Below are 22606 nucleotides of genomic sequence, written 5' to 3'. Positions count from 1 at the left end.
TGAGGCAACAATTCCAACATAAGTTCGATCCGTCCCCGTTCCGCGTTGCGGGAATTGCAAACTGACGGCGGACGGGTGGCGAGACATCGCGCACGGGCGAACGCCCGGTGGCGGGGCACCGGCAGGTGCGGCGGCTGGCGGGGGGCGTTGGCGGATCAGACGCCGTCGGCGTCGTCGATTTCCTTGCGCTCGCGGCGTTCCTCGTTGCCGCGGCGCGCCCGCAGGCGCTGGCGCGACAGGACCGCGATCACCTGCTGGGTGGGCGCGCCGGACGGCAGCTCGTTGCGGATGCGATCGGGCACCATCGGCAGGCCCGCGCGCTGCCGGCGCAGTGCCTTCGCGATTGCCCGGCGGCATTCGTCCCCGTGGCAATCCCATTCATCGCGGATTCTCTGGCAATAACGGCATTGTTCCATCGGGACAGTCTAACGCGTCTTGGCGATCGGAGCTGAAGGCGCGACGGACGGGGCTTGGACGGGCGCGGGCGCCGGCGCAATCGCGCGCGTGTCCGGCGACGGCGTTCGACATGATTCGAGGCTGAATCTTGCCCGAGCGCGGCGCGGGGCATCGGGCGAGGTCACGCGATGGCGCGCAATCGAAGCGCATGACACCGGATCAATCAAATTCATGATGCGTCGCTCTATCATGTGAAAAATACATGCATCGCAACAAGGAGGCGAGATGACGCTTGCGCAGTTGCAGGCCCTGGCTGCCGTGGTCGAACTCGGCTCGCTGACGGCCGCGGCCGACCGACTCAGCCGCAGTCAATCCGCGATCAGCCACGCGTTGACCGAACTGGAGGACATCACCGAGGTCAAGCTGCTGTTGCGCGACCGCCAGCCGGTCGTCCTGACCGCTGCCGGCGAACGCCTGTGGCCGTACGTGCAGAACGTCGTCCGGGAAGCGCAGACGCTGCGCCAGCAGTTCGGCCTGGCGCGCGGCAAGCTCGAGGGTCGGCTGGTGGTGGCGTCGCTGCCGAGCGTCTCGCTCGCGTTCGTCGTACCCGCGCTCGAAGCGTTGAAGGCGGCGCATGAGGGCGTGACGGCCGTGCTGCTCGAAGGCACGGACGCGGAAGTCGAAGGGTGGCTCGACGACGGCACCGCCGACATCGGCGTGGTCGCCGGCACGAAGACTTTCGCGAACAACCTGCCGTTGCTCGACGAGGATTTCGTCGCGGTGGCGGCGAACGGCATGTTCGACGGGCGCGAGAGCGTGTCGGCGAAACGGTTGGCCACGATGCCGTTCATTTTTTCGAAGGCGGGGTGCGGGCCGGTCATCGCGGATTACTTCGCGCGCAACGGTGCATCGCTTCGCGCCGCGTTCAACGTGGTCGAGATGCGGACCATTCTGTCGATGGCGGAGGCGGGAATGGGCGTGTCGATCGTCCCGCGCATCACGCTCACCTATACCCGGTTCGGCGGCCGGGTGCTGGCGTTGTCGCCCAGGCTGCATCGTTCCGTGCGGCTGGCGTGGAACGCGAGCGGCAACGCGGTCGCCGACGCATTCGTTAAACTGGTCGACGCGCAACGCGCGAAGGCGGAAAAGGCGATGCAGGCACGCGCGAAAAAGGGCAAGTAGCTGGCCGGCGGACCGACGCGATGGCGGGGTGAAGCGCGCTCATGCATGACTTGCAGTTTATTCATGCCGACAGACGCCGACATGCAATACATTGCTGGACACTCGCCCCGACTTCATCGCGCCGAAGGAGACTGCCGTGCCGGCCTTGCCCACCCTGATTGCTTTCGGACTCGTATCGCTCGGCATGGCCCTGACGCCCGGCCCGAACATGCTTTACCTGATCTCCCGCTCGATCTGCCAGGGCCGCCGTGCGGGGCTGGTGTCGCTCGGCGGCGTCGCGCTGGGGTTCGTGTTCTACATGTTCTGCGCGGCATTCGGCATTACTGCGCTGGTGCTGACCGTGCCGTACGCGTATGACGCGCTGCGTCTGTCCGGCGCGCTGTACCTGTCGTATCTCGCGTGGCAGGCGCTCAAGCCGGGCGGCCGCTCCGCGTTCCAGGTGCGGCAACTGCCGCACGACAGCGGCGCACGGCTCTTCACGATGGGCTTCGTCACCAACCTCGCGAACCCGAAGATCGCTGTGATGTACCTGTCGCTGCTGCCGCAGCTCATTGCGCCCGGGCACGGCAGCGTGCTCGCGCAATCGCTGGCACTGGGCTGCGTGCAGATCGCGGTCAGTGTCTGCGTGAATGCGCTGATCGCGAGCATGGCCGGCTCGATCGCGGGGTTTCTCGCCGGTCGGCCCGTCTGGGCGCGGGTGCAGCGCGGGTTGATGGGCACCGTGCTGGCCGGACTGGCCGTGCGTATCGCGCTGGAATCGCGAAGCTAGGGGCACGGTGGCGGCAACGCGGCTTGCGGTGGAAACCGGCGTGCCGATGCGCATGCAAGGTGCGGCGGTCGAATGGACGCAGCCGCTCCGCATGGCGCAGCCGTCACGTATTCGCCGTATCCATCAGCGCGTCGCGCGCGCCGTCCCGCACGCGCCAGCCCCGGCCGCCCGCCGCGCGATCATGCGTTGCGGGCGGCCGTCGCATCAGCGCTCGCGGCGCTTCTTGCTCAGCTCGATCGTCTCGAACAGCTCGTACTGTGCGCTCGGGTGCTGATCCGCGCCCGGCGCATGGTAGTAGCGCATCGTGATCGTCGTGTGGCCGCCCGGCTTGCCCGGATCGTGGTCGAACACGGCGATCCCGTAGCCGGTGCCCGTATCGCGGCGCGCGGACCAGATCGCATCCTCCAGCGCATCGGCCGGCTTGCGCACGAACGTGTTCGGCGCGGCGCCCGGCACCGGCCGGTTCGGCTTCGTGAAGACCTTGGCCTGCGCGAAGCCGGTCGCCGGGTTCTCGCCGTATACGTCGAGCGGCGCACTGGTGCCGCCGCCGCCGAGGATCAGGTGGATCGTGCCGTGGCTCGTGTCGAAGGTCGTGCGCTCGGGATCGGTCGACCCGACCGGACGCGGCTGCAGCGTCTCGACGACTTCGCCGGTCGATGCATCGACGCCCGCGCGGTGATTGCAGCCGCGCACCGGGTAGCTGCGCTCGTAATCGTGATCGTGACCGCACAGCACGAGGTCGACGCCGTAACGGTCGTACAGCGGCAGCCACGCCTCGCGGATGCCCTTGTCCGAGCCGTTGCCCGTCTTTGACGAACTCAGCGCGTCCTGGTGCATCTGCACGACGATCCAGTCGATGTCGTCATCGTGCGACGCTTGACGCAGCGTGTGCTCGAGCCAGCGCGTCTGCACGCCGTCGCTGTAGCCGCGCACGTAGAACGACGTGCCCGGTTCGATCGGCGCGCGGCCGGTGCTCGCGGCCGGCACCAGCGGAGCGGGGCCGCCGACGAACGCGGCCGCATCCTGGTACACGACGTCGTCGGCGTCGAGCGAGATGAACAGCACCGAGCTCACGCGGAAGCTGTACCAGCGGCCCGGAAAGCGCGTGCCGTTCTCCGGCAGCGTGTAGCGCGCGAGGTACGAGTCGAGCCCCTGCGGGCCGTTGTTGAATTCGATCTCGTGATTGCCCGGGCACGGCATCCACGGGCGGTTCGCGGCCGACGTCTGGTTGTTGTTGCCGAAGTCGCGCCACACCTCCGGCTGATGCGCGGGGTTCAGGTTCGCGTAGCAGAGGTCGCCGTTCAGCAGGTGGAACAGCGGCTGGAACTGCTCGACGGCCTGCACCGCGAAGCGGCTTTGCGGCGACGACAGCACCCATGCGCCGTTCGGCGTCGCGAGGTCGCCGTAGCTCGTGAAGCGGAACGGTGCGCGCCCGCGCGGCGCGGTCGTGAAGGTCGCGGCAAACGGCTGCGCGGCGTTGCTGTCGTTGTCGGCCGTCAGTTCGTAGCGGTAGCGCGTGTTCGGCTTCAGGCCGTGCACGCGTGCGTGGTAGGTGAACACCGTTTCGCCGTTCAGGCCGTCGGTGTAAAGGCGCTGCACGCCGTGCACGGTGCGTGCCGGTTCGCCGTCGGCGACGATCCGCGCCCGCGGATTGACGGCCGGCGCAAGCGATGCCCACGAGATCGCGACTTCCGACGCCGGGTCGCTGCCCCATGTCAGGTGCACCTGTTCGGGGGTGCCGTCCGGGTTCGACCCGGCGGCACGGGCGGCCGCGAGCCCGCCCGCGGCGGTGGCGAGGCCGGAGACGCCGGCCAGTTTCAGGAAGCCGCGACGCGATACGGAAGCGGCCGGCTCGTTCGACTCGGCGGGGAAGTTGTCCTGGTTCGACATGATCGTATTTTCGTTGAGTGACACGCGAAATGCGGAACCGCCCGGCCGTGCGCGAGCGCGTCCGGGGCGTGGGCCGGAAACGAGCGGGATCCCGGTGACACGCATTGTCGAAGCGCAGTTTTGCCGGGTTGTGACAGACGGTCGTCCACGCCCGGGCCCGATGCGTCGCCGGATGAGCGCGGCGTCGCCGGTGCGGCGGAAATTTATTTGCGCGCGTCGCGACGGATTTTTCCGCATGCGTCGTTTAACGAACGAACGGCCACTTCCGGCCATCACGTTCGCTACACGATGCTTCGGAGTCTTGCATGAAACTTTCCATTTCATTACGGTTTGCCGCGGGTTGCGTGGCCGCGCTGGCGACCTCCGCCACATTCGCGCAGGCCGTCATCGTCGCGCCGGTCGCGCCGCCGCCGCCGCGCGTCGAAGTGATGCCGGCACCGCGCGCGGGCTACGTGTGGGATCAGGGCCACTGGCACTGGCGGCAGGGCCGCTACGTGTGGATCCCCGGGCACTGGCAAGCGGTGCGCGCCGGCTATCGCTGGGTGCCCGGGCACTGGGCCGCGCGCGGCCCGAACTGGCGCTGGGTGCCGGGTCACTGGGCGTGACGCGCCGGGTGCCGCGCGGCGCGCAGCGCCGGTGCGGCGGGACTTCCACACAACTTCATCCGTCGAGCCATGCCTTTTCGAACCATCGTGATCCTGACAGCCGCGGCCGTCGTGCTGGCCGGCTGTGTCGTGGTGCCGGCGCGTCCGGTGTATTACCGGCCCGCGCCGGTCGTCGTATATTGATCGCGCCGGCCGGCTGGCGATCGACAGGATCGATATGCCGTTCGAACCGGATGTCGACGAAACCGGCCGGGCGGATGCCGGACACGGCGCGCGACGCGCCGTGGACGCGCCGGCATGGCGCCGTGCGGCGCCGGCCCGACGCATGCAAGGAGAGCACGACGATGAGCTTCAGCCGGACGGCGGGCACGCTCGCCGGCAGCATGCGGCGGGCGCGCCGCGCATGGCGGAGCAGCCCGCGTTGAGCGACGCCGATCCGGACGCGGAACTCGTCGCGCGGGTCGGCGCACGCGACACGTCGGCCGTGCGCGTGCTCGTCGCACGCAAGCTGCCGCGCCTGCTTGCGCTCGCGACGCGCATGCTCGGCGACCGGACCGAAGCCGAAGACGTTGCGCAGGAAACCTTCCTGCGGATCTGGCATCACGCGCCGCGCTGGCGGGATGGCGAAGCGCGCTTCGACACGTGGCTGCATCGCGTGGTGCTGAACCTGTGCTACGACCGGATGCGCGGGCGGCGCGAGGAGCCGGTCGACACGCTGCCCGACGTGCCCGACCCGCAACCCGAGCCGGCCGCGCACGCGGAGTTGCGCGCGCGCGATGCGCGCGTGCGCGAGGCGCTCGCCGCATTGCCGCCCAGGCAGCGGGAAGCGCTCGTGCTCCAGTACTATCAGGACATGTCGAACGTTGAAGCGGCCAACCTGATGGGCATCACCGTCGATGCGCTGGAAAGCCTGCTCGCGCGCGCGAGGCGCAACCTGCGCGCGCAACTGGCCGGCGACCCACCTAGCGAGGACAAGCGATGACACCCGAACGATTCCGTACCATCGTCGCCGCGTACGGCTCGGATGCGCGGCGCTGGCCGCGCGACGAACGCGCGGCGGCCGAAGCGTGGGCGCAAGCGCATCCGCGCGACGCGCTCGAGGCGCTCGACGATGCCGCCGAGCTCGACGCCTGGCTCGTGCAGGATACGGTCGAGCCGCCCGCGCCGGCGCTCGTCGAACGCATCGTCGCGTCGGCGCCCGCGCCGCAGCGTGCGCGGCGCCGGGGCACGGTGTGGTGGTCGGGCGCGGCGTTCGCGGGCGTCGGGCTCGCCGGCGCGCTGGCGGGCGCGGTGGCCGTGTCGATGCTGATGCTCGGCAGCGCGCCGATCGCGCAACACGAACCGGGCTACCTGACGACGACGTTCGGCGGCCCGGGCATCGACGGAGGCGACGAATGAGCGAACGCGGCTGGAAATTCATGCTCGTCGGGTCGGTCGTGTTGAACGTGTTCATGCTCGGCGCGATCGGCGGCGGCGCGTATCAGTGGTTTTCGACGCATCGTGGCCTGGATGGGGCCGGGATCCCCGGACAGCGCACGGCGTTGCGGTTCGCCGCGGACGAATTGTCCGACGCGCGTCAGCAAGCGTTTGCGGCGGCGCTGAAGGCGGCGCGCAAGGAAGGTCGGGATTTCGCGCGGGAAGGGCGTGACGGGCGGATCACGGTGCTGGATCTGCTGGCGGCGCCGCAGCTCGATCGTGCGGCGATCGACGCGGCGCTCGATCGGACGCGGGCGGCCGATAGTGCATTGCGGGGGCAGGTCGAGCGCAGCGTCGTCGATTTCGCGGCGACGCTGACGCCGGATGAGCGCGCGAAATTCGTCGACGGGTTGCGGCGCAGCGGGAACTGGCGGCTGCCCGCGAGGTTTCAGAGGAAGCGCGACGCGGCGGGGAGCCAGTAACTGGCGTGGCGTGACGACGCGTCATGCTCGCGAATCGGTTGGCGGCGATCTCGAGTGCCGCGACGGAGGCGAATCATGGATCGAAGCGAAGACTTGATCGTGCGCACCATGTCGGCCGACGAGGTGGCCATGTCGGTCGAATGGGCGGCAGCCGAAGGGTGGAACCCCGGCCTGCATGATCCGCCGTGTTTCAGGGAAGCGGACCCGGCCGGTTTTTTCGTCGGCGTGTGGCGTGGCGAGCCGGTCGCGTGCCTTGCTGCCGTCGCGTATGACGAACGCTTCGGCTTCATCGGTCTGTACATCGTGAAACCCGGGTTTCGCGGCAAAGGCTTCGGCATGCGAATCTGGCAGCACGGCATGCGTTACCTGGGAGACCGCAATGTCGGTCTCGACGGTGTCGTGGCACAACAGGCGAACTACCGGAAGTCGGGGTTCCGGCTCGCGTATCGCAACATCCGCTATCAGGGGCGCGTCGACGGCATCGGATGCGCGCACGCGGCCGCGGCGGCCGAGGTCCCGTTCGAGCAGTTGCTGGCGTACGACCGCCAGTGTTTTCCTGCGCCGCGCGCGCGTTTCGTCTCCGCGTGGCTCGCGCAGCCGGATGCCGTTGCGCTCGCAACGATCGACGCGGGTCGCATCACCGGATACGGCGTCGTGCGCCGCTGCAACGCCGGCTGCAAGATCGGCCCACTGTTCGCCGATGACGCCGGCGTCGCCACGGGGCTGTTTCGCGCGCTGGCGGCGCGCATGCCCGGCGAGATGATCGTGCTCGACGTGCCGGAAACGAATCCCGCGGCCGTCGCGCTGGCGGAACGGCACGGCATGTCGAGCGTGTTCGAAACCGCGCGGATGTATACGAAGGAAGCGCCGGCGATCGCGATCGACCGCGTGTTCGGCGTGACGTCGTTCGAGCTGGGGTGACGGTCACGAACAGGCTCGGACGATTGCCGTCCGGCAGCTCGTGATGGAGGGAACACCGGTGCTGTGGAAATCTGACGATCGGGCGCGGCACGCGCGCAGCTCGCCGCTGCTTGAAAGCCGACCGCAAGCTATACATCCCCGCGCCGAACCCGAAATATTTCGCTCATCCCGCGACGGATTTCCCGCCACCCTCCGTTAAACACGGGTACGCATCGCGAGAGCCCCCGTCATGGACCACCCGAACGACATCTCACCGGCCGCCATCGCGCTGAACCGCTTCGGCCTCGGCGCGCGGGCCGACGACGCGCCGCCTGCCGATCCGAAGGCCGCGCTGGTCGCCCAGCTCGATCGTTACGACCCGAGGCCGGCCGCATGGGCCGGCGAACCGGACGCGATCACGCTCGCCACGCGCTTCGCGACGACCCGCAACACGATGACGAGCGACGACGCGGCGGCCAGGCGCGCAACCGCGCAGTCGATCCGTCGCGACGGCTACGACGCCTATCGCAGCGCCGTCGCCGCGCGCTTGAACAACGCGCTCGCCACGTCCACGCCGTTCGTCGAGCGTCTCGTGCATTTCTGGGCGAACCATTTCGCGGTGTCGGTCGACAAGGGGCAGGTCGCCGCATACGCGGGCGCCTTCGAGCGCGATGCGATCCGCCCGCACGTGCTCGGCCGCTTCGAGGACATGCTCGTCGCGGTCGAGCAGCATCCGGCGATGCAGCTGTTCCTCGACCAGGCGCGCTCGGTCGGCCCCGACAGTCCGGCCGCGCTGCGCGCCGACGCGCGCAATCCGGCGGCACGGCGCGGCCTCAACGAGAACCTCGCGCGCGAAATCATGGAGCTGCACACGCTCGGGGTACGCACCGGCTACACGCAAACGGACGTGACGGAATTCGCGCGTGCGCTGACCGGCTGGAGCATCGCCGGCGGACGCGGGCCGCAGCCCGGCGATGTGGCGCCCGGCGCGTTCGTGTTCCGCCCGAAACTGCACGAACCGGGCGCGCGCACGGTGATGAGCCGCACCTACGATCAGCCGGGCGACGCGCAAGCGCGCGCGATCCTGGGCGATCTTGCGCGTTCGCCGGCGACGGGCCGGCATGTCGCGTTCCAGCTCGCCCGTCATTTCGTCGCCGACGATCCGCCGCCCGCGCTCACCGACCGGCTCGCCCGTGCATTCGATACGAGCGGCGGCGATTTGCCGACCGTTTATCGCGCGCTGGTCGATGCGCCGGACGCATGGTCGCCGGTCAATCGCAAGTTCAAGACGCCGTGGGAGTGGGCCGTGTCGTCGCTGCGCGGGCTCGGCTGGCGCGATACCGGCGACCTGAAGGCCGCGCCGCTGCTCGCGCAGCTCGGCCAGCCGGTATGGCGGCCCGGGTCGCCGGCCGGCTACGACGACGTTGCCGCGAGCTGGGCCGCGCCCGACGCGCTGGTGCGCCGCGTCGAGATCGCGCAGCGGTTTGCCGCACGCACGGGCGACCGGCTCGACCCGCGCACGCTCGGCAAGACGCTGCTGGCCGGCTCGCTGAGCGCACCGACGGCGACGGCACTCTCGCGTGCCGAGAGCGCGACCACGTCGCTTGCACTGCTGCTCGTGTCGCCCGATTTTCAACGGAGATGAACATGGCCCGATCCCTTACCCGTCGACATTTCCTGAGCATCGCCGCCGCCGGTGCGGGCGCGATCCTCGTCGCGCCGCGCATCGTGTTCGCGAACGTCGAAACCGACCGGCGCTTCGTGTTCGTGATCCAGCGCGGCGCGGCCGACGGGCTGAACATCGTCGTCCCGTATGCGGAACCCGCGTATGCGTCGTTGCGCGGCCCGCTGGCGATCGACGCGTCGACGGCGACCCGCATCGACGGCACGTTCGCGCTGCATCCGTCGCTCGTGCGGACCGCGCAGATGGTTCGCGACAGAGAGGCGCTGTTCGTCCACGCGATCGCGTCGCCGTATCGCGACCGCTCGCATTTCGACGGCGAGAACGTGCTCGAGACGGGCGGGCGCGCGCCGTACCAGGTGAAGGACGGCTGGCTGAACCGGCTCGCCGCGATGTTGCCGGCGACGCGGGACAACGCGATCGCGTTCGCGCCGACGGTGCCGCTCGCGTTGCGCGGCAGCGTGCAGGCCGCGTCGTATGCGGCGTCCGGGTTGCCGGCCGCACCGGACGACCTGCTCGCGCGCGTGTCGGCGCTGTACGAGGCCGACGCGCAGCTCGGGCCGCTGTGGCAATCGGCGATGGCCGCGCGCGGTCTCGCCGGCGACGCGCATGCGCGCCAGGATCCGGCGGGCGTCGGCAAGCTCGCGGCGACGTTTCTCGCGCGCGACGACGGCCCGCGGATCGCGATGATCGAGACGGCCGGCTGGGACACGCACAGCGCGCAGAACGCGCGGCTCGCGAATCAGTTGAAGGCGCTCGACACGATGCTCGCCGCGTTGCGCGACGGTCTCGGGCCCGTGTGGCAGCGGACCACGGTGCTCGTCGCGACCGAGTTCGGCCGCACGGCCGCCGCGAACGGCACGGGCGGCACCGATCACGGGCAGGCGTCGGTCGCGATGCTGGCGGGCGGGGCGGTCGCGGGCGGACGCGTGATCGCCGACTGGCCGGGCCTGCGGCCGGGCGACCTGTACGAAGGGCGCGACCTGAAGCCGACCGCGTCGCTCGACGCGCTGATCGCGGGCGCGGCCGCCGAAAGCCTGCGGCTCGATCCCGCTCATACCGCGTCGACGCTGTTCGCGGAAAGCGGCGCGACGCGGCCGATGACGGGCCTCGTTCGCGGAACCGCGTGACGCGCGGAGTGATGCGCAGCGCGATGCACGACTCGATGCACGGCGTACGCGGGTTCGCCTCCGCCGACCGATCGATTGCACAACAGGGAGAATCGACGATGAAGATCCGATCCGTATCGCTTGCCGTATGGGTGGCGACGAGCGCGGCGCTGCTGTCCGCGTGCGTGGTCGAACCCGCGCGGCCGCCGCAGCCGGCGCCGGTCGCCGAAGTGATGCCGCCGCCGCCCGCGCCCGGTTATCGCTGGGCGAAAGGTCATTACCGCTGGGCCGGCAACCACTGGGCGTGGGTGTCCGGGCACTGGGCCGCCGTGTATTGAAGCAGGGGGCCGGCGCGCCGTTCACCAGCCGATCCGGTGCTTCTCCTCGGTTTCGCTGTGTCGCCAGTCGTCGTCCGCGTGCAGATACTGGCTCGTCGTCGTCAGCGATACGTGACCGAGGTTGTCGCGCACGAGCCGCAGGTCGACGCGGCCGTCCGCCATGTGCGAACCCGCGCTGTGGCGCAGCCAGTGGGCCGATGCCTGTTCGAGCACGCGCGCCTGTTGTTCGCCTGCATCCCCTTGCGCACGCAACCGGTCGGCCGCGAACCGGAACACCTGCTTCACGATCCGGTGCAGCGCCGCGCGCGTGAGCGGCTTGCGCGTGCGACCGGCGGGCAGCACGAGCGGCGTGGTTTCGCCGTCGGCCGGCAGCGCGGGCAGGCCATGCGCGCGCCGGTAGCGCGCGAGCTCGGCCATCATCTCGGCGGTGGCCGGCACGAGGCGCTGGCGGCCGCCTTTGCCGGTCACGTCGAGCCACCAGCGATCGCGCCCGTTCGCATCGCGCCGTGCAAAGAATTGCCCCATCGTCGTGTCGGCCGCCTCGGTGATGCGCAGCCCGCCGAGATACATCAGCGTGAACACCCAGCGCGCGCGATCCGCATGGAAGGCGGCACGCGCATCGTCGCGCGGCATCGCGGCGATCGCATCCTTGACCGCCTGCCACAGCGGCGGCCCGAGATGGCGCGTGACGCGCGGCGCGGGCCGCCGTTGCCGCTGCCGCGACAGCGCGAGCGGATTGCCTGCCAGATAGCCGGCCTGCACGAGCCACGAGAACATCACGTTCAGGATCACCATCGCCTGCCGCTGGCTGGCCGCCGACAGCGGCCCGTAGAACGGCCGCCAGCGCGGGTCGCCGCGCGGATGCTTGCGGCCGCCGTTCGCGCACCACACGTCGGCGGGCGCGGGCGCGAGCAGGAACTGCCGGTACACGACGAGATCCTCGTGCGTGAGCGACGACAGCGGCTTGCCGCACGCGATCACGGCCCACAGCAGCAGGCGCTCGGCCTCCTTGCGGTAGTTCTGGAACGTGGTGGGCGTATCGACGAAGCGTGCGAGCCATGCGCGCACGGCGTCGAGATCATGGGTCGCGGCGATCTGCGGATGCGCGCTCGTCGAGCGATTGGTGCCAGCGCGTCCGTCGAGCGCGGCCGGCACGGTCAGCGCGTCGATCGGCTGCGGCCGCAGCGCGGTGTCGGACGGAACGGGTGAGGTCATGCGAACAGGGGGCGCGGCTCGCCCGTGGCCGGGCGGGCGCACGCGCCGCGACGAAGCGTACGAGGAAACGCCGATGGTAATACACGATCACGACTTGGCGAAGCGCAACGGGTTTACGGCTGGCGCTCATACCGTCCGCATCGGCCGTTTCGGTGCAGACCGCTTCCTGCTTTCCGGCGTCGGGAGCAACCCGTCCACGAATCCGGCTTCCCGGCCGGTCGAACACCTCACCCCAGCGACAACACGCTGTTCAGCAACGTCCGCACGAGCGTCGCCTGTCGCGTGACACCCGTCTTGGAAAAGATCGCCCGCAGGTGCGAGCGCGCGGTGTTCTTGCTGATGTCGAGTTCGTCGGCCGCTTCCTCGAGCGTCGATCCGTTGACGAGCGCGAGCGCCAGCGCGGTCTCGGCCGGCGTGAGATCGAACAGCTTGCGCACGATGTCGTGAGACGCCTGCGACTTGCGCTCCGCATCGCGGATGAAGATCGCGCACGCGGGCCGGCGCGGATTGTCCTCCGACCATTCGCTGAGCGGGACCGTGCGGATCAGCACGCCGAGCGGCGGCTTGCCGGACGGGCGCGGCACGGCAATCGCCTGCGCGACCGACGGCGCTCCGCCCGCGCGCTCCGCGAGCACCTGGCGGATGAGCTTTTGCAGCTTGCGGTCCTCCAGCGGATACGATGCCTCGAGCGCACCGGCGCGCACGCGCAGGCCGTCGCATTCGGCGAAGATCTCGTCCGCGACGGAATTGGTCTTCATGATCGTGCCGCGCTCGTCGAGGATCGCGGTCGCGACGAGCATGCGGTCGATCGCGCTCGCATACAGCGTGCGCTCCGATTCGACCATCCCGAACTTCGCATGCAGCCGCACCGCGCGCTTCAGGTGCGGCAGCAGCGCATTGCAGACGGCCTTGTCGGTCGCCGAGAACGCGCGGCCGTGATGCGAGCGGCACACGCGGAAGCGGCATTCGATCCCGTCGGGCGTGCGCAGGTCGGCGCCCATCAGGTAGCCGACGTCGAACGGCTCGAGAAACTCGCGATACATCGCGCTGCTGCGCCACACGCCGACGCCGAGCAGCTCGTCGACGGTGACGACGCGATCGCTCGGCAGGTTCACGAACGGATCGAGCGCGTAATAGTAGTTGTTGTACGACGCGACGCCGGTCAGCGGCGCGCTCGCCGCGGACGCATTGATCATCAGCCCCGCGTGGCCGCTGGCGGGCCAGCGCAGGATCATCGTCACGTAGTTCGCGTCCAGGTGCACGCGGATCTGTTCGAGCGCGCCGCCCCACGGCACGTCTTCCAGCGGGCCTTCGTAGATTGTCGCGAGCAGCGCGTCGTACTGCTCGAGCGTCAGTTTCGATTGGGCAAGGCACGGGGGAAGGGCCGGGGGCGCCGTGGTCATCGGGTTGTCTCCTGTTGCCGCCGCGGGTCGCGGTGCGCCGGGCGTGCGGGTGCGTGCATGCGCGAATGCGGACCGCCGGCGGCGGCGCGCGGTTGCCTGCACCGGAATACGGTAACGTGCCCGTGCAGACGTGACATCCCACGAATGAGGGTGGCGGCGCGCGCGCTGTAAGCCATTTGTGAACTTTGCCGGCGCAGCATTCGTCTAATCGGCCCGCCAACGCTTCCTGAGGACCATCAGATGATTCGCAAGATGAGAACGCTGCTCGGCGCGGCCGTGATCGCCGGCAGCACGTTACTCGCCGGATGCCAGACTGGCGCGGCCGCGCCGGATGCACGCGCGGACCGCCCGGCCGACGGCCGGCCCGTGACCCGGACCGTTTATGTCGCGCCGCAGGCGGCCCGCTGCACGGGCGTCGCGCCGATGGACTGCCTGCAGGTGCGCAGCAGTCCGGCCGAGCCGTGGAGCCTGTGGTACGCGGGCATCGAGGGCTTTGCGTACCAGCCCGGCTATCAATATGTGCTGGAAGTCGATGAATACCGCGTCGCGCAGCCGCCGGCCGACGGTTCGTCGATCCGCTGGGTGCTCAAGCGGGTCGTCGAGCGCCGCCCGGTGAACTGACGGCCGCGCCTGCCCGCGGCGGCGCTTACGCGGACGGCCGCGGCGCGACCGGCCGTGGCGGCGCGGCGGTATCGATCCGCCGGAACACGACGGACGACAGCAGCGTGACCGCGCCCATGCAGACGAACGACAGCATGAAGCCGTTCGCCATCGAGCCCCAATGCGCGGCGAACAGGTTCACGAGCCCGCCGCCGATCGATACGCCGAGCCCCATCGCCAGCATCTGCATCATCGTGAACAGGCTGTTGCCGCTGCCGGCGTCGGCGTGCGACAGGCCCTTGAGCGTCACGGCGTTCATCGCGGCGAACTGCATCGAGTTCGCGGCGCCGAACACGACCAGCAACGCCATCTCCAGCACCGGCGCGGGCCGGGCCGACACCAGCGCGAACCCGGCGATCGCGCCACCGACGATCCCCGTGTTCACGACCAGGAACGTCGCATAACCGAAGCGTTTCGCGAGGGGCGCGATCCAGCGTTTCGCGATCACGCCGGCGATCGCGGCCGGCAGCAGCATCATCCCCGACTGCAGCGGCGTATAGCCGAGCTGCACCTGCATCAGCAGCGGCAGCATGAAAGGCACCGAGCTCGTGCCGATCCGGCACAGCAGGTTGCCGAGCAGCCCCGCGCCGAAGTTCGGCTCGCGGAACAGCCCGAGCCGGAACAGCGGCTGCGCGCGCCGCCGCGCATGGGGCAGGTACGCGAGCGCGCTTGCCACGCCGAGCACGGCCAGCCCGATCGCCCAGCCGGCGCGGTGCGCGCGCATCGGCGGATCGATCGCTAGCGACAACGCGATCATCGCGACCGACAGCAGCGCGCAGCCGATAAAGTCGAACGGCGGCGGCTGCATCGCCTGGTCGTGCGGCAGGAAGCGCTGCACCGCGATGAAGCCGACCATGCCGACCGGCACGTTGACGATGAACACCCAGTGCCAGGAAATCGCCTGCGTGAGCCAGCCGCCGAGCGTCGGCCCGACGATCGGGCCGAGTTGCGCGGCGATCGACACGAACGCGATCGCCGCGACGTACCGCTCGCCCGGCACGCGGCGCAGCACGGCGAGCCGCCCGATCGGCAGCAGCATCGAGCCGCCGATGCCCTGCACGGCGCGCGCGACGACGAGCTGGCCGAGCGTGTGCGACGCCGCGCAGCCGATCGATGCGAGCGAGAACACCAGGATGGCGAGCGAGAACACGCGGCGCGTGCCGAAGCGGTCGGCGAGCCAGCCGGACGCCGGCGTGAGCATCGCCATCGTCAGCGTATAGACGACCACGACCGGCTGCATCGCGAGCGGCGACGCATGCAGGCTTTGTGCGATCGACGGCAGCGCGGTGTTGACGATCGTGGTGTCGAGCGACTGCATGAAGAACGCGGCGGCGACGATCCACAGCAGCGCGGAGTGTGAGGGTTCGCGGGACATGACGAAACGGGAAGTGCGGCGACCGGCGCGGCGGCGACGCGACGGGCGGCGCGGCCCGCCAACAGCGGGCGCGCGCCGGCGCACGGCCGGTCTACGAGCACTCGATGGTACCGATTCCGGTGGTCATCGGGAAGATGCATCGATGCGCTGAACGGCGACCGGCCGCCCGCGCTGCCCGACGTCGAATGCATCGCGCGCGCCGCGAAGCGGCTCGGCCAGCCGGCCGGCACGCTGCTCGAGCTACCGGAAACCAGCGACCTGCGCGCGCCCGGCGCGGTCGATCAAGGCGCGTAGCGCACGTTGTTATCGGACAGCGACGCGTCGCGCGGCATCCGGCCGGGTCCCCGCCGGCCGGTCCGCGCGCCACGCACCACGCACCACGCACCACGCACCGCCGTGTCATGCCGCGCGTTTCTGCGAAAGCACCAGCAGCGCGCCGTTCCTGTCCTCCAGCACCGCGCGGTATTCGTGCGGGCCGGCCTGCACCGGCACGCGCACCGACGCACCGGCTTTCACGACCCGCGCCATCGCCGCGTAAAGGTCGTCATCCTCATCGACCCGCAGCGTGAGCGCCGCGCGCTCGACGATCTGCTCGTCGCCGGCGACCAGCGCGATCGTCAGCGGGCCGCCGTCGAGCGCGCAATAGCGGTCGCCGTCGCGGAACTTCACGTTCAGGCCCAGTCCGTCGACGAACAGCGGCAGCGCCGTGTCGATGTCGTCGACCGGGTACAGCAGCATCGATACCTTCATTCCCTCTCTCCCTTGTCGTGATGTGCCCGGCGCGCACCGCACCGTCGTTCGATGCTAGCGCGCGGTGCCGGCCGCGACGCAGTCCGATCGGACGACGGTGAAACCCCTCTGTCCCCGCATGCGTGCCGTTACTCCAAACAGACGATGCCCGGGCGGGCCCGCGCGCCGACACTCCCATCCGTGGACCGTCGCTATTCGTCCGTATCGTGCGGGCGGCCTGCGCGACCCCGACTCGTCCAACATACATGGAGACGCACGCAATGAAGTTTTCCCTCATCTACGAAGCCCAGACCACCGACGCATCGCGCGAGGGCGACCACCGGGTGTTCAAGGAGACGGTCGAACAGGCGCTGCTGGCCGAGCAGGTCGGTTTCGACACGATCTGGTGCGTGGAGCACACGTCGCTGACCAACTATGCGCACATGAGCGCGCCGGAAACCTTCCTTGCGTACCTGGCCGGCCGCACGACGCGCATCGGCCTCGGTCACGGCGTCGTGTGCCTGCCGCCGGCGATGAACCATCCGATCAAGGTCGCCGAGCGCGTCGCGCTGCTCGACATCCTGTCGGGCGGCCGCGTGCATTTCGGCGTCGGCAAGGGCGGCAGCCAGCAGGAAGCGGGCGCGTTCGGCTACGACCTCAACGAACTGCAGCCGATGATCGACGAGTCGATGTACCTGGTGCCGAAGATGTTCGTGCAGGACGAGATCGAGCACGACGGCAAGTACATCAAGATTCCGAAGCGTCCGATCCATCCGAAGCCGTTCCAGGATCCGCATCCGCCGATGTACCTCGCCTGCACGAACACCGACGCGCTGCTGCGCGCCGGCCAGCGCGGTATGGGCGCGCTGGTGCTCGGCTTCGGCGGGCCCGATGAGGTCGCGAAGAAGAACGCGATCTATCGCGAAGCGTGGGCGAACCGCAAGCCGGAAGACCAGGTCGGCTTCCGCCCGACCCAGCACCTCGCGGCGCTGTGCCCGACGGTCGTGATGGCCGACGGCCAGAAGGCCCGCAAGATCGGCATCCGTGGCCAGCGCTACTTCATGGAATCGCTCGCGTACTGGTACACGGGCGGCGAGCGTCCGGACCCGGCGAAGTGGGGCGACGACCTCGTGCAGGCCGATACCGGCGAGATGGTGATCCGCTCGCGCTTCGCGTCGGAGGAAGTCGTCGTGAACTTCGCCGATCCGGCGCTCGCGATGATGAACCCGAACCATGCGTACGGCACGGTGGACGACTGCATCGGCTACGTGGGCCGCCTGCAGGAAGCGGGCGTCGACGAAGTGCTGTTCCTGTGCCAGATGGGCACGGTGCCGCACGACGCGCAGATGGAGACGATCCGCAACATCGGCGAGCACGTGATCCCGTTCTTCAACAAGGAACAGGAGCGCGCCTGCGCATAAGGCGAGGCGTGTCGCGCCACGTCGCGCCCGTCGTCCCTTCGGACGATGCGGCGCGGCCGCGCGAAGCCGACCATCGTCGGCAGGGACCCTCGCTCGCGGCGCCGCCCGCGACGAATCACTTAAAGAGAGACCGGGGTGGGCGCCGCCGCGCGCGCTCCGTATCACAGGAGACATTCGTGCATCGCGACAACGATTCGAACGCATTGGCCGCCACGCTGATCGCCCGGGCCGAGGCGCTCGCGCCGACGCTGGCCGGCCGCGCCGCGCAGGCGGAAGCGCAGGGCCGCATCCCGGCCGAGACGATCGCCGACATGCAGGCCGCCGGCTTCTTCAAGGTGCTGCAACCGAAACGCTACGGCGGCTACGAGCTCGATCCGCAAACCTTCTTCGACATCCAGATGGCGCTCGCGCGCGGCTGCATGTCGACGGCATGGGTGTACGGCGTCGTCGGCGTGCACAACTGGCAGCTCGCGCTGTTCGACGAGCGCGCGCAGCAGGACGTGTGGGGCAAGGATTCCGCGACGCTGATCGCGTCGACCTACATGCCGGTCGGCCGCGTGACGCCGGTCGAAGGCGGCTTCCGGCTGTCCGGCCACTGGAAGTTCTCGAGCGGCAGCGAGCTGTGCGAATGGGTGTTCCTCGGCGCGCTGGTGCCGCCGGCCGAGGCCGGCCAGCCGCCGGAATACCGCACCTTCCTGCTGCCGAAATCCGACTACCGGATCCAGCAGGACTGGGACGTGCTCGGCCTGCGCGCGACCGGCAGCCACGACATCGTCGTCGACGACGTGTTCGTGCCCGCGTACCGCACGCACAAGGCGATCGACGGAATGATGGGCACGAGCCCGGGCCTGGCCGTCAACGACGCGCCGCTGTTCAGGCTGCCGTTCGCGCAGATCTTCGTGCGCGCGGTGTGCACGTCGTGCATCGGCGCGCTGCAGGGCGCGCTCGACGATTTCACCGGCTATGCGGCCACGCGCGTGTCGGCCAACAGCGGCACGAAGACGACCGACGATCCGGGCGCGCAGAACGCGTGCGCGAACGCGGCCGTCGCGATCGATGAGATGAAGGTGCTGCTCAAGCGCAATTTCGCGGAACTGATGGCGTCGGTGACGGGCGGCCCGGCCGTGTCGATCGAGCGACGCGTGCATTTCCGCTACCAGTCCGCGCAGGTCGCCGAGCGTTGCGCGCAGGCCGCGAACGCGCTGCTGCGCTATGCGGGCGGCAACGGCATCTATCACCGCAATCCGCTGGTGCGCCGCTTCCTCGACTTGCACGCGGCCCGCGCGCACTACGCGAACAACGTGGACCGCTTCGGCCAGAACCTCGGCGCCGTGATGCTCGGCCGCGAGAACACGGACTACTTCATCTGACGAGGCGGCGATGAACGACACGCAAGCGCAGCAATACGTGTTCGACGTCGTGGTCGTCGGCTCGGGCGCGGGCGCGCTGCTCGCGGCGTGCCGCGCGGCCGACCGCGGGCTGTCCGTCGTCGTGATCGAGAAGACGGCGCTGTACGGCGGCACGTCGGCGGTCTCGGGCGGCGGCATCTGGGTGCCGTGCAATCACCATATCGCGGAACTCGGCGCGACCGACACGCGCGAGGCTGCGAGCCGCTATCTCGACGCGTGCACGGCCGGCGCATCGTCGCGCGAGCGGCTCGACGCGTATCTCGACCAGGCGCCCGAGATGCTGCGCTACCTCGAAACGAAGACGCCGGTGCGCTACCAGGCGCTGCCGAAGTACGCGGACTATTTCCAGAAGCTGCCGGGCGCGATGCCGGGCTATCGCGCGCTCGATCCGCTGCCGTTCGACGGCGGGCTGCTCGGCGACGAACTCGACCGGCTGCGTCCGCCGTCGCCCGGCACGCTGATCGGCGGCCGCGTCGCCGTGACGTCGAAGGAGGCGCACACGCTGTTCTCGCGCGGGCCGGGCTTCATGAGGCTCGCGATCGCGCAGTTCGGCCGCTACTGGCTCGATTTCGGCGTGCGCCGCCGCACGCGGCGCGACCGGCGCCTGACGCTCGGCAACGCGTTGATCGGCGGGCTGCGCCGCGCGCTGCTCGAGCGCAACGTGCCCGTGTGGCTCGACACGCCGATGCGCGACCTGCTCGACGTCGACGGCCGCGTGACGGGCGTGCGCGCGCAGCGCTTCGGGCAGCCGGTGACGATCGCCGCGCGGCGCGGCGTGATCCTCGGCGCGGGCGGCTTCGAGCGCAACCAGCCGATGCGCGAACGCTACCTGCCGCAACCGACGCAGATGCAATGGAGCGCGACGCCGCCGGCCAACACCGGCGACGCGATCGCCGAAGGCCACCGGCTCGGCGGCGCGCTTGCGCTGATGGAACACGTATGGGGCGCGCCTACGGTCGGCGTCGCGGGCGAGGAGAAGCAACGCGCGCTGTTCGTCGAGCGCAACCTGCCCGGCTGCGTGATCGTCAACGGTCTCGGCAAGCGCTTCGTCAACGAAGCCGCGCCGTATTCGGAATTCGTGCCGGCGATGTATCGCGACCATGCGCGCACCGGCGCGTGCGTGCCGGCGTGGATGGTGTTCGACGCGCGCTTTCGCCGCAAGTATCCGTGCGGGCCGATCATGCCGGCGTCGATGATGCCCGATTCCCGCATTCCGGACGCGTTTCGCGGCGTGCTCGTGAAAGCCGACACGATCGATGCGCTCGCCGTGCGGATCGGCGTCGATGCGGCCGGGCTGCACGACACGCTGCGCGACATGGCGCGTTACGCGGCAACCGGTATCGACGAAGCGTTCGGCAAGGGCGACAACCTGTTCGACACGTACTACGGCGATCCGAAGAACCGGCCGAATCCGTGCCTCGGGCCGGTCGACGAGGCGCCGTTCTACGCGGTGCGGATCGACGCAGGCGACATCGGCACGAAGGGCGGGCTCGTCACCGACGCGCAGGCGCGCGTGCTGCGCGCCGACGGCGCGCCGATCGACGGCCTCTATGCAATCGGCAACACCAGTGCATCGGTGATGGGCGCGAGCTACCCCGGCGCGGGCTCGACGCTTGGTCCGGCGATGACCTTCGGGTTCATCGCCGCCGACCACCTGGCCGCGCAAGCGGCCGACGCCGGCGGCCGGTCAGCCCGGCCGTCCACGACAGAACTTGACGGAGTCCAACCATGAGCGATCTCACCACCCATCCGCTGCGCACCGACATGCTGCTCGCGATGCGCCGCCTCGCGCGCTCCGTCACGGTCATCAGCAGCGCGCACGACGGCCGGCGCTACTCGATGTCCGCGACGGCGGTCGATTCGCTGTCGACCGATCCGCCGTCGCTGCTGATCTGCATCAACCGCAATGCGTCGCTGTATCCGCCGCTCGATGCGGGGGCACCGTTCTGCGTGAACGTGCTGTCGGCACGGCATGAAGGCATCGCGATCGATTGCAGCGGCCGTCTGAAGGGCGAGGCGCGCTTCACGACCGGCGAGTGGCACACGTCGCCGCTGGGTGTGCCGTATCTGCACGATTCGCAGGCGAGCCTCGTGTGCGAGCAGGACGGCCGCTTCGAATACGGCACGCATACGGTGTTCATCGGGCGCATTCGCGAGGTGCTGATGAGCGGTGACGTCGATCCGCTCGTCTATCTCGACGGTGCGTACACGACGCCCGGCGCGCCCGCGGCCCGCGCGGCCGCGTGACGGCGGTGCGCGTTTTTCCGCATCGGAACGAGACGATCCATGACACGCAGATTGAACCGCAATATCGAGAATGGTGCGGACACAACGATCGTGCACGAGTTCGTGCAGTTGATCGGCGCGGCGGAAACGCAGGTGCTGAACGCGTTCGCCGGTGTTGCGCCAGCGCCAGCGCTGGCGCTGGCGTCGAACGACGCGCGGTGCCGTGCGGGAGAAGCCGGCTGGCATACGGCTTCGGCGGGTGCGGCCGGCGCGGCTCGCACTGCATGAGGAGCCGGCGATGAGCGATCCCCGTTTTCACCGGCTGACCGTGGCCGACGTCATCGCCGAAAGCGACGACGCGTGCTCGTTCGTGTTCGACGTGCCCGCCGCGTTGCGCGATGCGTTCGCGTATCGGCCCGGCCAGTTCCTGACGCTGAACGTGCCATGCACGGACTCGACCGTCGCGCGCTGCTACTCGCTGTCGAGCGCGCCGGGCATCGACGCGGCGCCGAAGATCACCGTCAAGCGCGTGCGCGACGGCCGTGCGTCGAACTGGCTGTGCGACCGCATTCGCGCGGGCGATGCGCTCGACGTGCTGCCGCCGGCCGGCGTCTTCACGCCGCGCACGCTCGACGGCGACCTGCTGCTGTTCGCGGGCGGCAGCGGCATCACGCCGGTGCTGTCGATCCTGAAATCGGCGCTGGTGCACGGCCGCGGGATGCTGACGCTGATCTATGCGAACCGCGACGAGCGCGCGGTGATTTTCCGCGACGAACTGCGGCAGCTCGCGCACCGCCACCCGGGCCGCCTGCGCGTGATCCACTGGCTCGACAGCGTGCAGGGCGTGCCGCTGCAGCGGCATTTCGAGGAACTCGCGCGGCCGTTCAGTCAGCAGGAGACGTTCATCTGCGGGCCGGCGCTGTTCATGGAGAACGCGCTCGCCGCGATGCTCGGCCTCGGGCTGCCGCGTGCGCGCGTGCATGTCGAGCGCTTCGCGTCGCTGCCCGATGCGCCGGCGCAGGCCGATCCGGCGGCATCGACCGCAACGGCGGCGGCGTCCGGCGACGACGATCGCGACGGCGACGGTGAAGGCGCGGCGATCGAGACGGTGCTCGACGGCGAGGCGTTCGCGTTCGACAGCGCGCCCGGCGAAACGCTGCTCGACGCGATGCTGCGCGCCGGCCTGCCTGCGCCGAATTCCTGCCGGATGGGGCAGTGCGGCGCGTGCATGTGCCGCGTCGAACGCGGCGCGGTGACGCTCGACAGCAACCACGTGCTCGACGACGACGAGATCGCGGCGGGCTGGACGCTCGCCTGCTGCGCGCGGCCCGCGAGCGACGCGCTGCGCGTGGTGTTCCCCGATTGAGCCGCGACGTGTCGATGGCACCGACGGCAACCCT

General features: G+C 69.9%; 23 protein-coding genes. 17 read left to right on the top strand and 6 right to left on the bottom strand.

Translation table 11 applies throughout. From position 1 onward, the window contains the following. Positions 1-155: 155 nt before the first annotated feature. The gene (locus DIE12_RS26905) at positions 156-416 is read right to left on the bottom strand and encodes a hypothetical protein (RefSeq protein ID WP_006760082.1); all 261 of its coding nucleotides are present in this window, start codon (positions 414-416) and stop codon (positions 156-158) included. Positions 417-681: 265 nt separating this feature from the next. Between DIE12_RS26905 and DIE12_RS26900 the strand changes: the two genes are divergently transcribed. Both DIE12_RS26900 and DIE12_RS26895 read left to right on the top strand, forming a co-directional pair. After that, positions 682-1578, top strand: coding sequence for a LysR family transcriptional regulator (locus DIE12_RS26900; protein WP_124522023.1), 897 nt, complete (start codon positions 682-684; stop codon positions 1576-1578). A 136-nt stretch (positions 1579-1714) separates the two neighbouring features. Next, complete coding sequence (locus DIE12_RS26895; protein WP_124522021.1) at positions 1715-2347, top strand: LysE family translocator; 633 nt, start codon at positions 1715-1717, stop codon at positions 2345-2347. Positions 2348-2551: 204 nt separating this feature from the next. On the opposite strand, the gene DIE12_RS26890 is transcribed toward DIE12_RS26895, so the two are convergent. After that, positions 2552-4237: a metallophosphoesterase family protein gene (locus tag DIE12_RS26890; protein WP_124522019.1), complete on the bottom strand. Its 1686-nt coding sequence runs from the start codon at positions 4235-4237 to the stop codon at positions 2552-2554. A gap of 305 nt (positions 4238-4542) precedes the next feature. On the opposite strand from DIE12_RS26890, the gene DIE12_RS26885 reads away from it, so the two are divergent. From DIE12_RS26885 to DIE12_RS26850, 8 genes are all read left to right on the top strand, one after another. Continuing rightward, a complete protein-coding gene (locus DIE12_RS26885) occupies positions 4543-4842 on the top strand; it encodes a YXWGXW repeat-containing protein (protein WP_124522017.1) in 300 nt (99 codons plus the stop codon). Between the two features lie 217 nt (positions 4843-5059). Beyond that, the gene (locus DIE12_RS26880; RefSeq protein WP_082088561.1) at positions 5060-5824 is read left to right on the top strand and encodes an RNA polymerase sigma factor; all 765 of its coding nucleotides are present in this window, start codon (positions 5060-5062) and stop codon (positions 5822-5824) included. Next, positions 5821-6240 (top strand): hypothetical protein, encoded by a 420-nt coding sequence (locus DIE12_RS26875; protein ID WP_124522015.1) that lies wholly within the window; start codon positions 5821-5823, stop codon positions 6238-6240. Before DIE12_RS26880 ends, DIE12_RS26875 begins: the two co-directional genes overlap by 4 nt. After that, positions 6237-6740, top strand: a complete 504-nt coding sequence (locus DIE12_RS26870; protein ID WP_124522013.1) for a periplasmic heavy metal sensor — start codon at positions 6237-6239, stop codon at positions 6738-6740. Before DIE12_RS26875 ends, DIE12_RS26870 begins: the two co-directional genes overlap by 4 nt. Before the next feature lie 75 nt (positions 6741-6815). Beyond that, the gene (locus DIE12_RS26865) at positions 6816-7661 is read left to right on the top strand and encodes a GNAT family N-acetyltransferase (RefSeq protein ID WP_124522011.1); all 846 of its coding nucleotides are present in this window, start codon (positions 6816-6818) and stop codon (positions 7659-7661) included. 229 nt (positions 7662-7890) lie between these two features. Next, entirely contained in the window at positions 7891-9285 is a 1395-nt protein-coding gene (locus DIE12_RS26860) for a DUF1800 family protein (protein ID WP_124522009.1), read from the top strand. A 2-nt stretch (positions 9286-9287) separates the two neighbouring features. Further along, positions 9288-10451: a DUF1501 domain-containing protein gene (locus tag DIE12_RS26855; RefSeq protein ID WP_124522007.1), complete on the top strand. Its 1164-nt coding sequence runs from the start codon at positions 9288-9290 to the stop codon at positions 10449-10451. Between the two features lie 98 nt (positions 10452-10549). After that, on the top strand, positions 10550-10768 hold the full coding sequence (locus DIE12_RS26850; protein ID WP_124522006.1) for a YXWGXW repeat-containing protein: 219 nt from the start codon (positions 10550-10552) through the stop codon (positions 10766-10768). A gap of 21 nt (positions 10769-10789) precedes the next feature. On the opposite strand, the gene DIE12_RS26845 is transcribed toward DIE12_RS26850, so the two are convergent. Next, entirely contained in the window at positions 10790-11983 is a 1194-nt protein-coding gene (locus tag DIE12_RS26845; protein ID WP_124522004.1) for a tyrosine-type recombinase/integrase, read from the bottom strand. 227 nt (positions 11984-12210) lie between these two features. Further along, a complete protein-coding gene (locus DIE12_RS26840; protein WP_044845685.1) occupies positions 12211-13386 on the bottom strand; it encodes a helix-turn-helix transcriptional regulator in 1176 nt (391 codons plus the stop codon). Between the two features lie 240 nt (positions 13387-13626). Here DIE12_RS26840 and DIE12_RS26835 point away from each other — a divergent pair, with 240 nt between their 5' ends. Continuing rightward, positions 13627-14007 carry a DUF4377 domain-containing protein gene (locus tag DIE12_RS26835; RefSeq protein WP_124522002.1) on the top strand — a complete coding sequence of 127 codons (381 nt, stop codon included), beginning with the start codon at positions 13627-13629 and terminating at the stop codon, positions 14005-14007. A gap of 25 nt (positions 14008-14032) precedes the next feature. Here the strand turns inward: DIE12_RS26835 and DIE12_RS26830 are convergent, their stop codons facing one another. Continuing rightward, positions 14033-15421: a DHA2 family efflux MFS transporter permease subunit gene (locus DIE12_RS26830; protein ID WP_124484669.1), complete on the bottom strand. Its 1389-nt coding sequence runs from the start codon at positions 15419-15421 to the stop codon at positions 14033-14035. Positions 15422-15820: 399 nt separating this feature from the next. After that, complete coding sequence (locus DIE12_RS26820; protein ID WP_124484670.1) at positions 15821-16171, bottom strand: VOC family protein; 351 nt, start codon at positions 16169-16171, stop codon at positions 15821-15823. Between the two features lie 260 nt (positions 16172-16431). Between DIE12_RS26820 and DIE12_RS26815 the strand changes: the two genes are divergently transcribed. The 6 genes from DIE12_RS26815 (at position 16432) to DIE12_RS26785 (ending at position 22572) form a co-directional block, all read left to right on the top strand. After that, positions 16432-17571 carry an LLM class flavin-dependent oxidoreductase gene (locus DIE12_RS26815; protein WP_044845714.1) on the top strand — a complete coding sequence of 380 codons (1140 nt, stop codon included), beginning with the start codon at positions 16432-16434 and terminating at the stop codon, positions 17569-17571. Positions 17572-17747: 176 nt separating this feature from the next. Further along, entirely contained in the window at positions 17748-18941 is a 1194-nt protein-coding gene (locus tag DIE12_RS26805) for an acyl-CoA dehydrogenase family protein (protein ID WP_124522000.1), read from the top strand. A 10-nt stretch (positions 18942-18951) separates the two neighbouring features. Further along, entirely contained in the window at positions 18952-20712 is a 1761-nt protein-coding gene (locus tag DIE12_RS26800) for an FAD-dependent oxidoreductase (RefSeq protein WP_124521998.1), read from the top strand. Then, on the top strand, positions 20709-21227 hold the full coding sequence (locus DIE12_RS26795; protein ID WP_044845681.1) for a flavin reductase family protein: 519 nt from the start codon (positions 20709-20711) through the stop codon (positions 21225-21227). Before DIE12_RS26800 ends, DIE12_RS26795 begins: the two co-directional genes overlap by 4 nt. A gap of 51 nt (positions 21228-21278) precedes the next feature. Continuing rightward, positions 21279-21494, top strand: a complete 216-nt coding sequence (locus tag DIE12_RS26790; protein WP_124492192.1) for a hypothetical protein — start codon at positions 21279-21281, stop codon at positions 21492-21494. A gap of 10 nt (positions 21495-21504) precedes the next feature. After that, positions 21505-22572 carry a ferredoxin--NADP reductase gene (locus DIE12_RS26785; protein WP_124484674.1) on the top strand — a complete coding sequence of 356 codons (1068 nt, stop codon included), beginning with the start codon at positions 21505-21507 and terminating at the stop codon, positions 22570-22572. The last annotated feature ends 34 nt before the right edge of the window (positions 22573-22606 follow it).

This window comes from Burkholderia sp. Bp9015 (assembly GCF_003853505.1).
Taxonomy (GTDB): domain Bacteria; phylum Pseudomonadota; class Gammaproteobacteria; order Burkholderiales; family Burkholderiaceae; genus Burkholderia.
This window is presented reverse-complemented; position numbering and strand designations above follow the sequence as displayed.

Bases quoted from the DNA above. Each gene is read 5' to 3' on its own strand.
- DIE12_RS26835 (WP_124522002.1), top strand. From the start codon at position 13,627: ATGATTCGCAAGATGAGAACGCTGCTCGGCGCGGCCGTGATCGCCGGC.
- DIE12_RS26855 (WP_124522007.1), top strand. From the start codon at position 9,288: ATGGCCCGATCCCTTACCCGTCGACATTTCCTGAGCATCGCCGCCGCC.
- DIE12_RS26870 (WP_124522013.1), top strand. From the start codon at position 6,237: ATGAGCGAACGCGGCTGGAAATTCATGCTCGTCGGGTCGGTCGTGTTG.
- DIE12_RS26845 (WP_124522004.1), bottom strand. From the start codon at position 11,983: ATGACCTCACCCGTTCCGTCCGACACCGCGCTGCGGCCGCAGCCGATC.
- DIE12_RS26850 (WP_124522006.1), top strand. From the start codon at position 10,550: ATGAAGATCCGATCCGTATCGCTTGCCGTATGGGTGGCGACGAGCGCG.
- DIE12_RS26865 (WP_124522011.1), top strand. From the start codon at position 6,816: ATGGATCGAAGCGAAGACTTGATCGTGCGCACCATGTCGGCCGACGAG.
- DIE12_RS26830 (WP_124484669.1), bottom strand. From the start codon at position 15,421: ATGTCCCGCGAACCCTCACACTCCGCGCTGCTGTGGATCGTCGCCGCC.
- DIE12_RS26860 (WP_124522009.1), top strand. From the start codon at position 7,891: ATGGACCACCCGAACGACATCTCACCGGCCGCCATCGCGCTGAACCGC.
- DIE12_RS26885 (WP_124522017.1), top strand. From the start codon at position 4,543: ATGAAACTTTCCATTTCATTACGGTTTGCCGCGGGTTGCGTGGCCGCG.
- DIE12_RS26815 (WP_044845714.1), top strand. From the start codon at position 16,432: ATGAAGTTTTCCCTCATCTACGAAGCCCAGACCACCGACGCATCGCGC.
- DIE12_RS26795 (WP_044845681.1), top strand. From the start codon at position 20,709: ATGAGCGATCTCACCACCCATCCGCTGCGCACCGACATGCTGCTCGCG.
- DIE12_RS26875 (WP_124522015.1), top strand. From the start codon at position 5,821: ATGACACCCGAACGATTCCGTACCATCGTCGCCGCGTACGGCTCGGAT.
- DIE12_RS26820 (WP_124484670.1), bottom strand. From the start codon at position 16,171: ATGAAGGTATCGATGCTGCTGTACCCGGTCGACGACATCGACACGGCG.
- DIE12_RS26840 (WP_044845685.1), bottom strand. From the start codon at position 13,386: ATGACCACGGCGCCCCCGGCCCTTCCCCCGTGCCTTGCCCAATCGAAA.
- DIE12_RS26890 (WP_124522019.1), bottom strand. From the start codon at position 4,237: ATGTCGAACCAGGACAACTTCCCCGCCGAGTCGAACGAGCCGGCCGCT.
- DIE12_RS26800 (WP_124521998.1), top strand. From the start codon at position 18,952: ATGAACGACACGCAAGCGCAGCAATACGTGTTCGACGTCGTGGTCGTC.
- DIE12_RS26900 (WP_124522023.1), top strand. From the start codon at position 682: ATGACGCTTGCGCAGTTGCAGGCCCTGGCTGCCGTGGTCGAACTCGGC.
- DIE12_RS26785 (WP_124484674.1), top strand. From the start codon at position 21,505: ATGAGCGATCCCCGTTTTCACCGGCTGACCGTGGCCGACGTCATCGCC.
- DIE12_RS26905 (WP_006760082.1), bottom strand. From the start codon at position 416: ATGGAACAATGCCGTTATTGCCAGAGAATCCGCGATGAATGGGATTGC.
- DIE12_RS26880 (WP_082088561.1), top strand. From the start codon at position 5,060: ATGCCGTTCGAACCGGATGTCGACGAAACCGGCCGGGCGGATGCCGGA.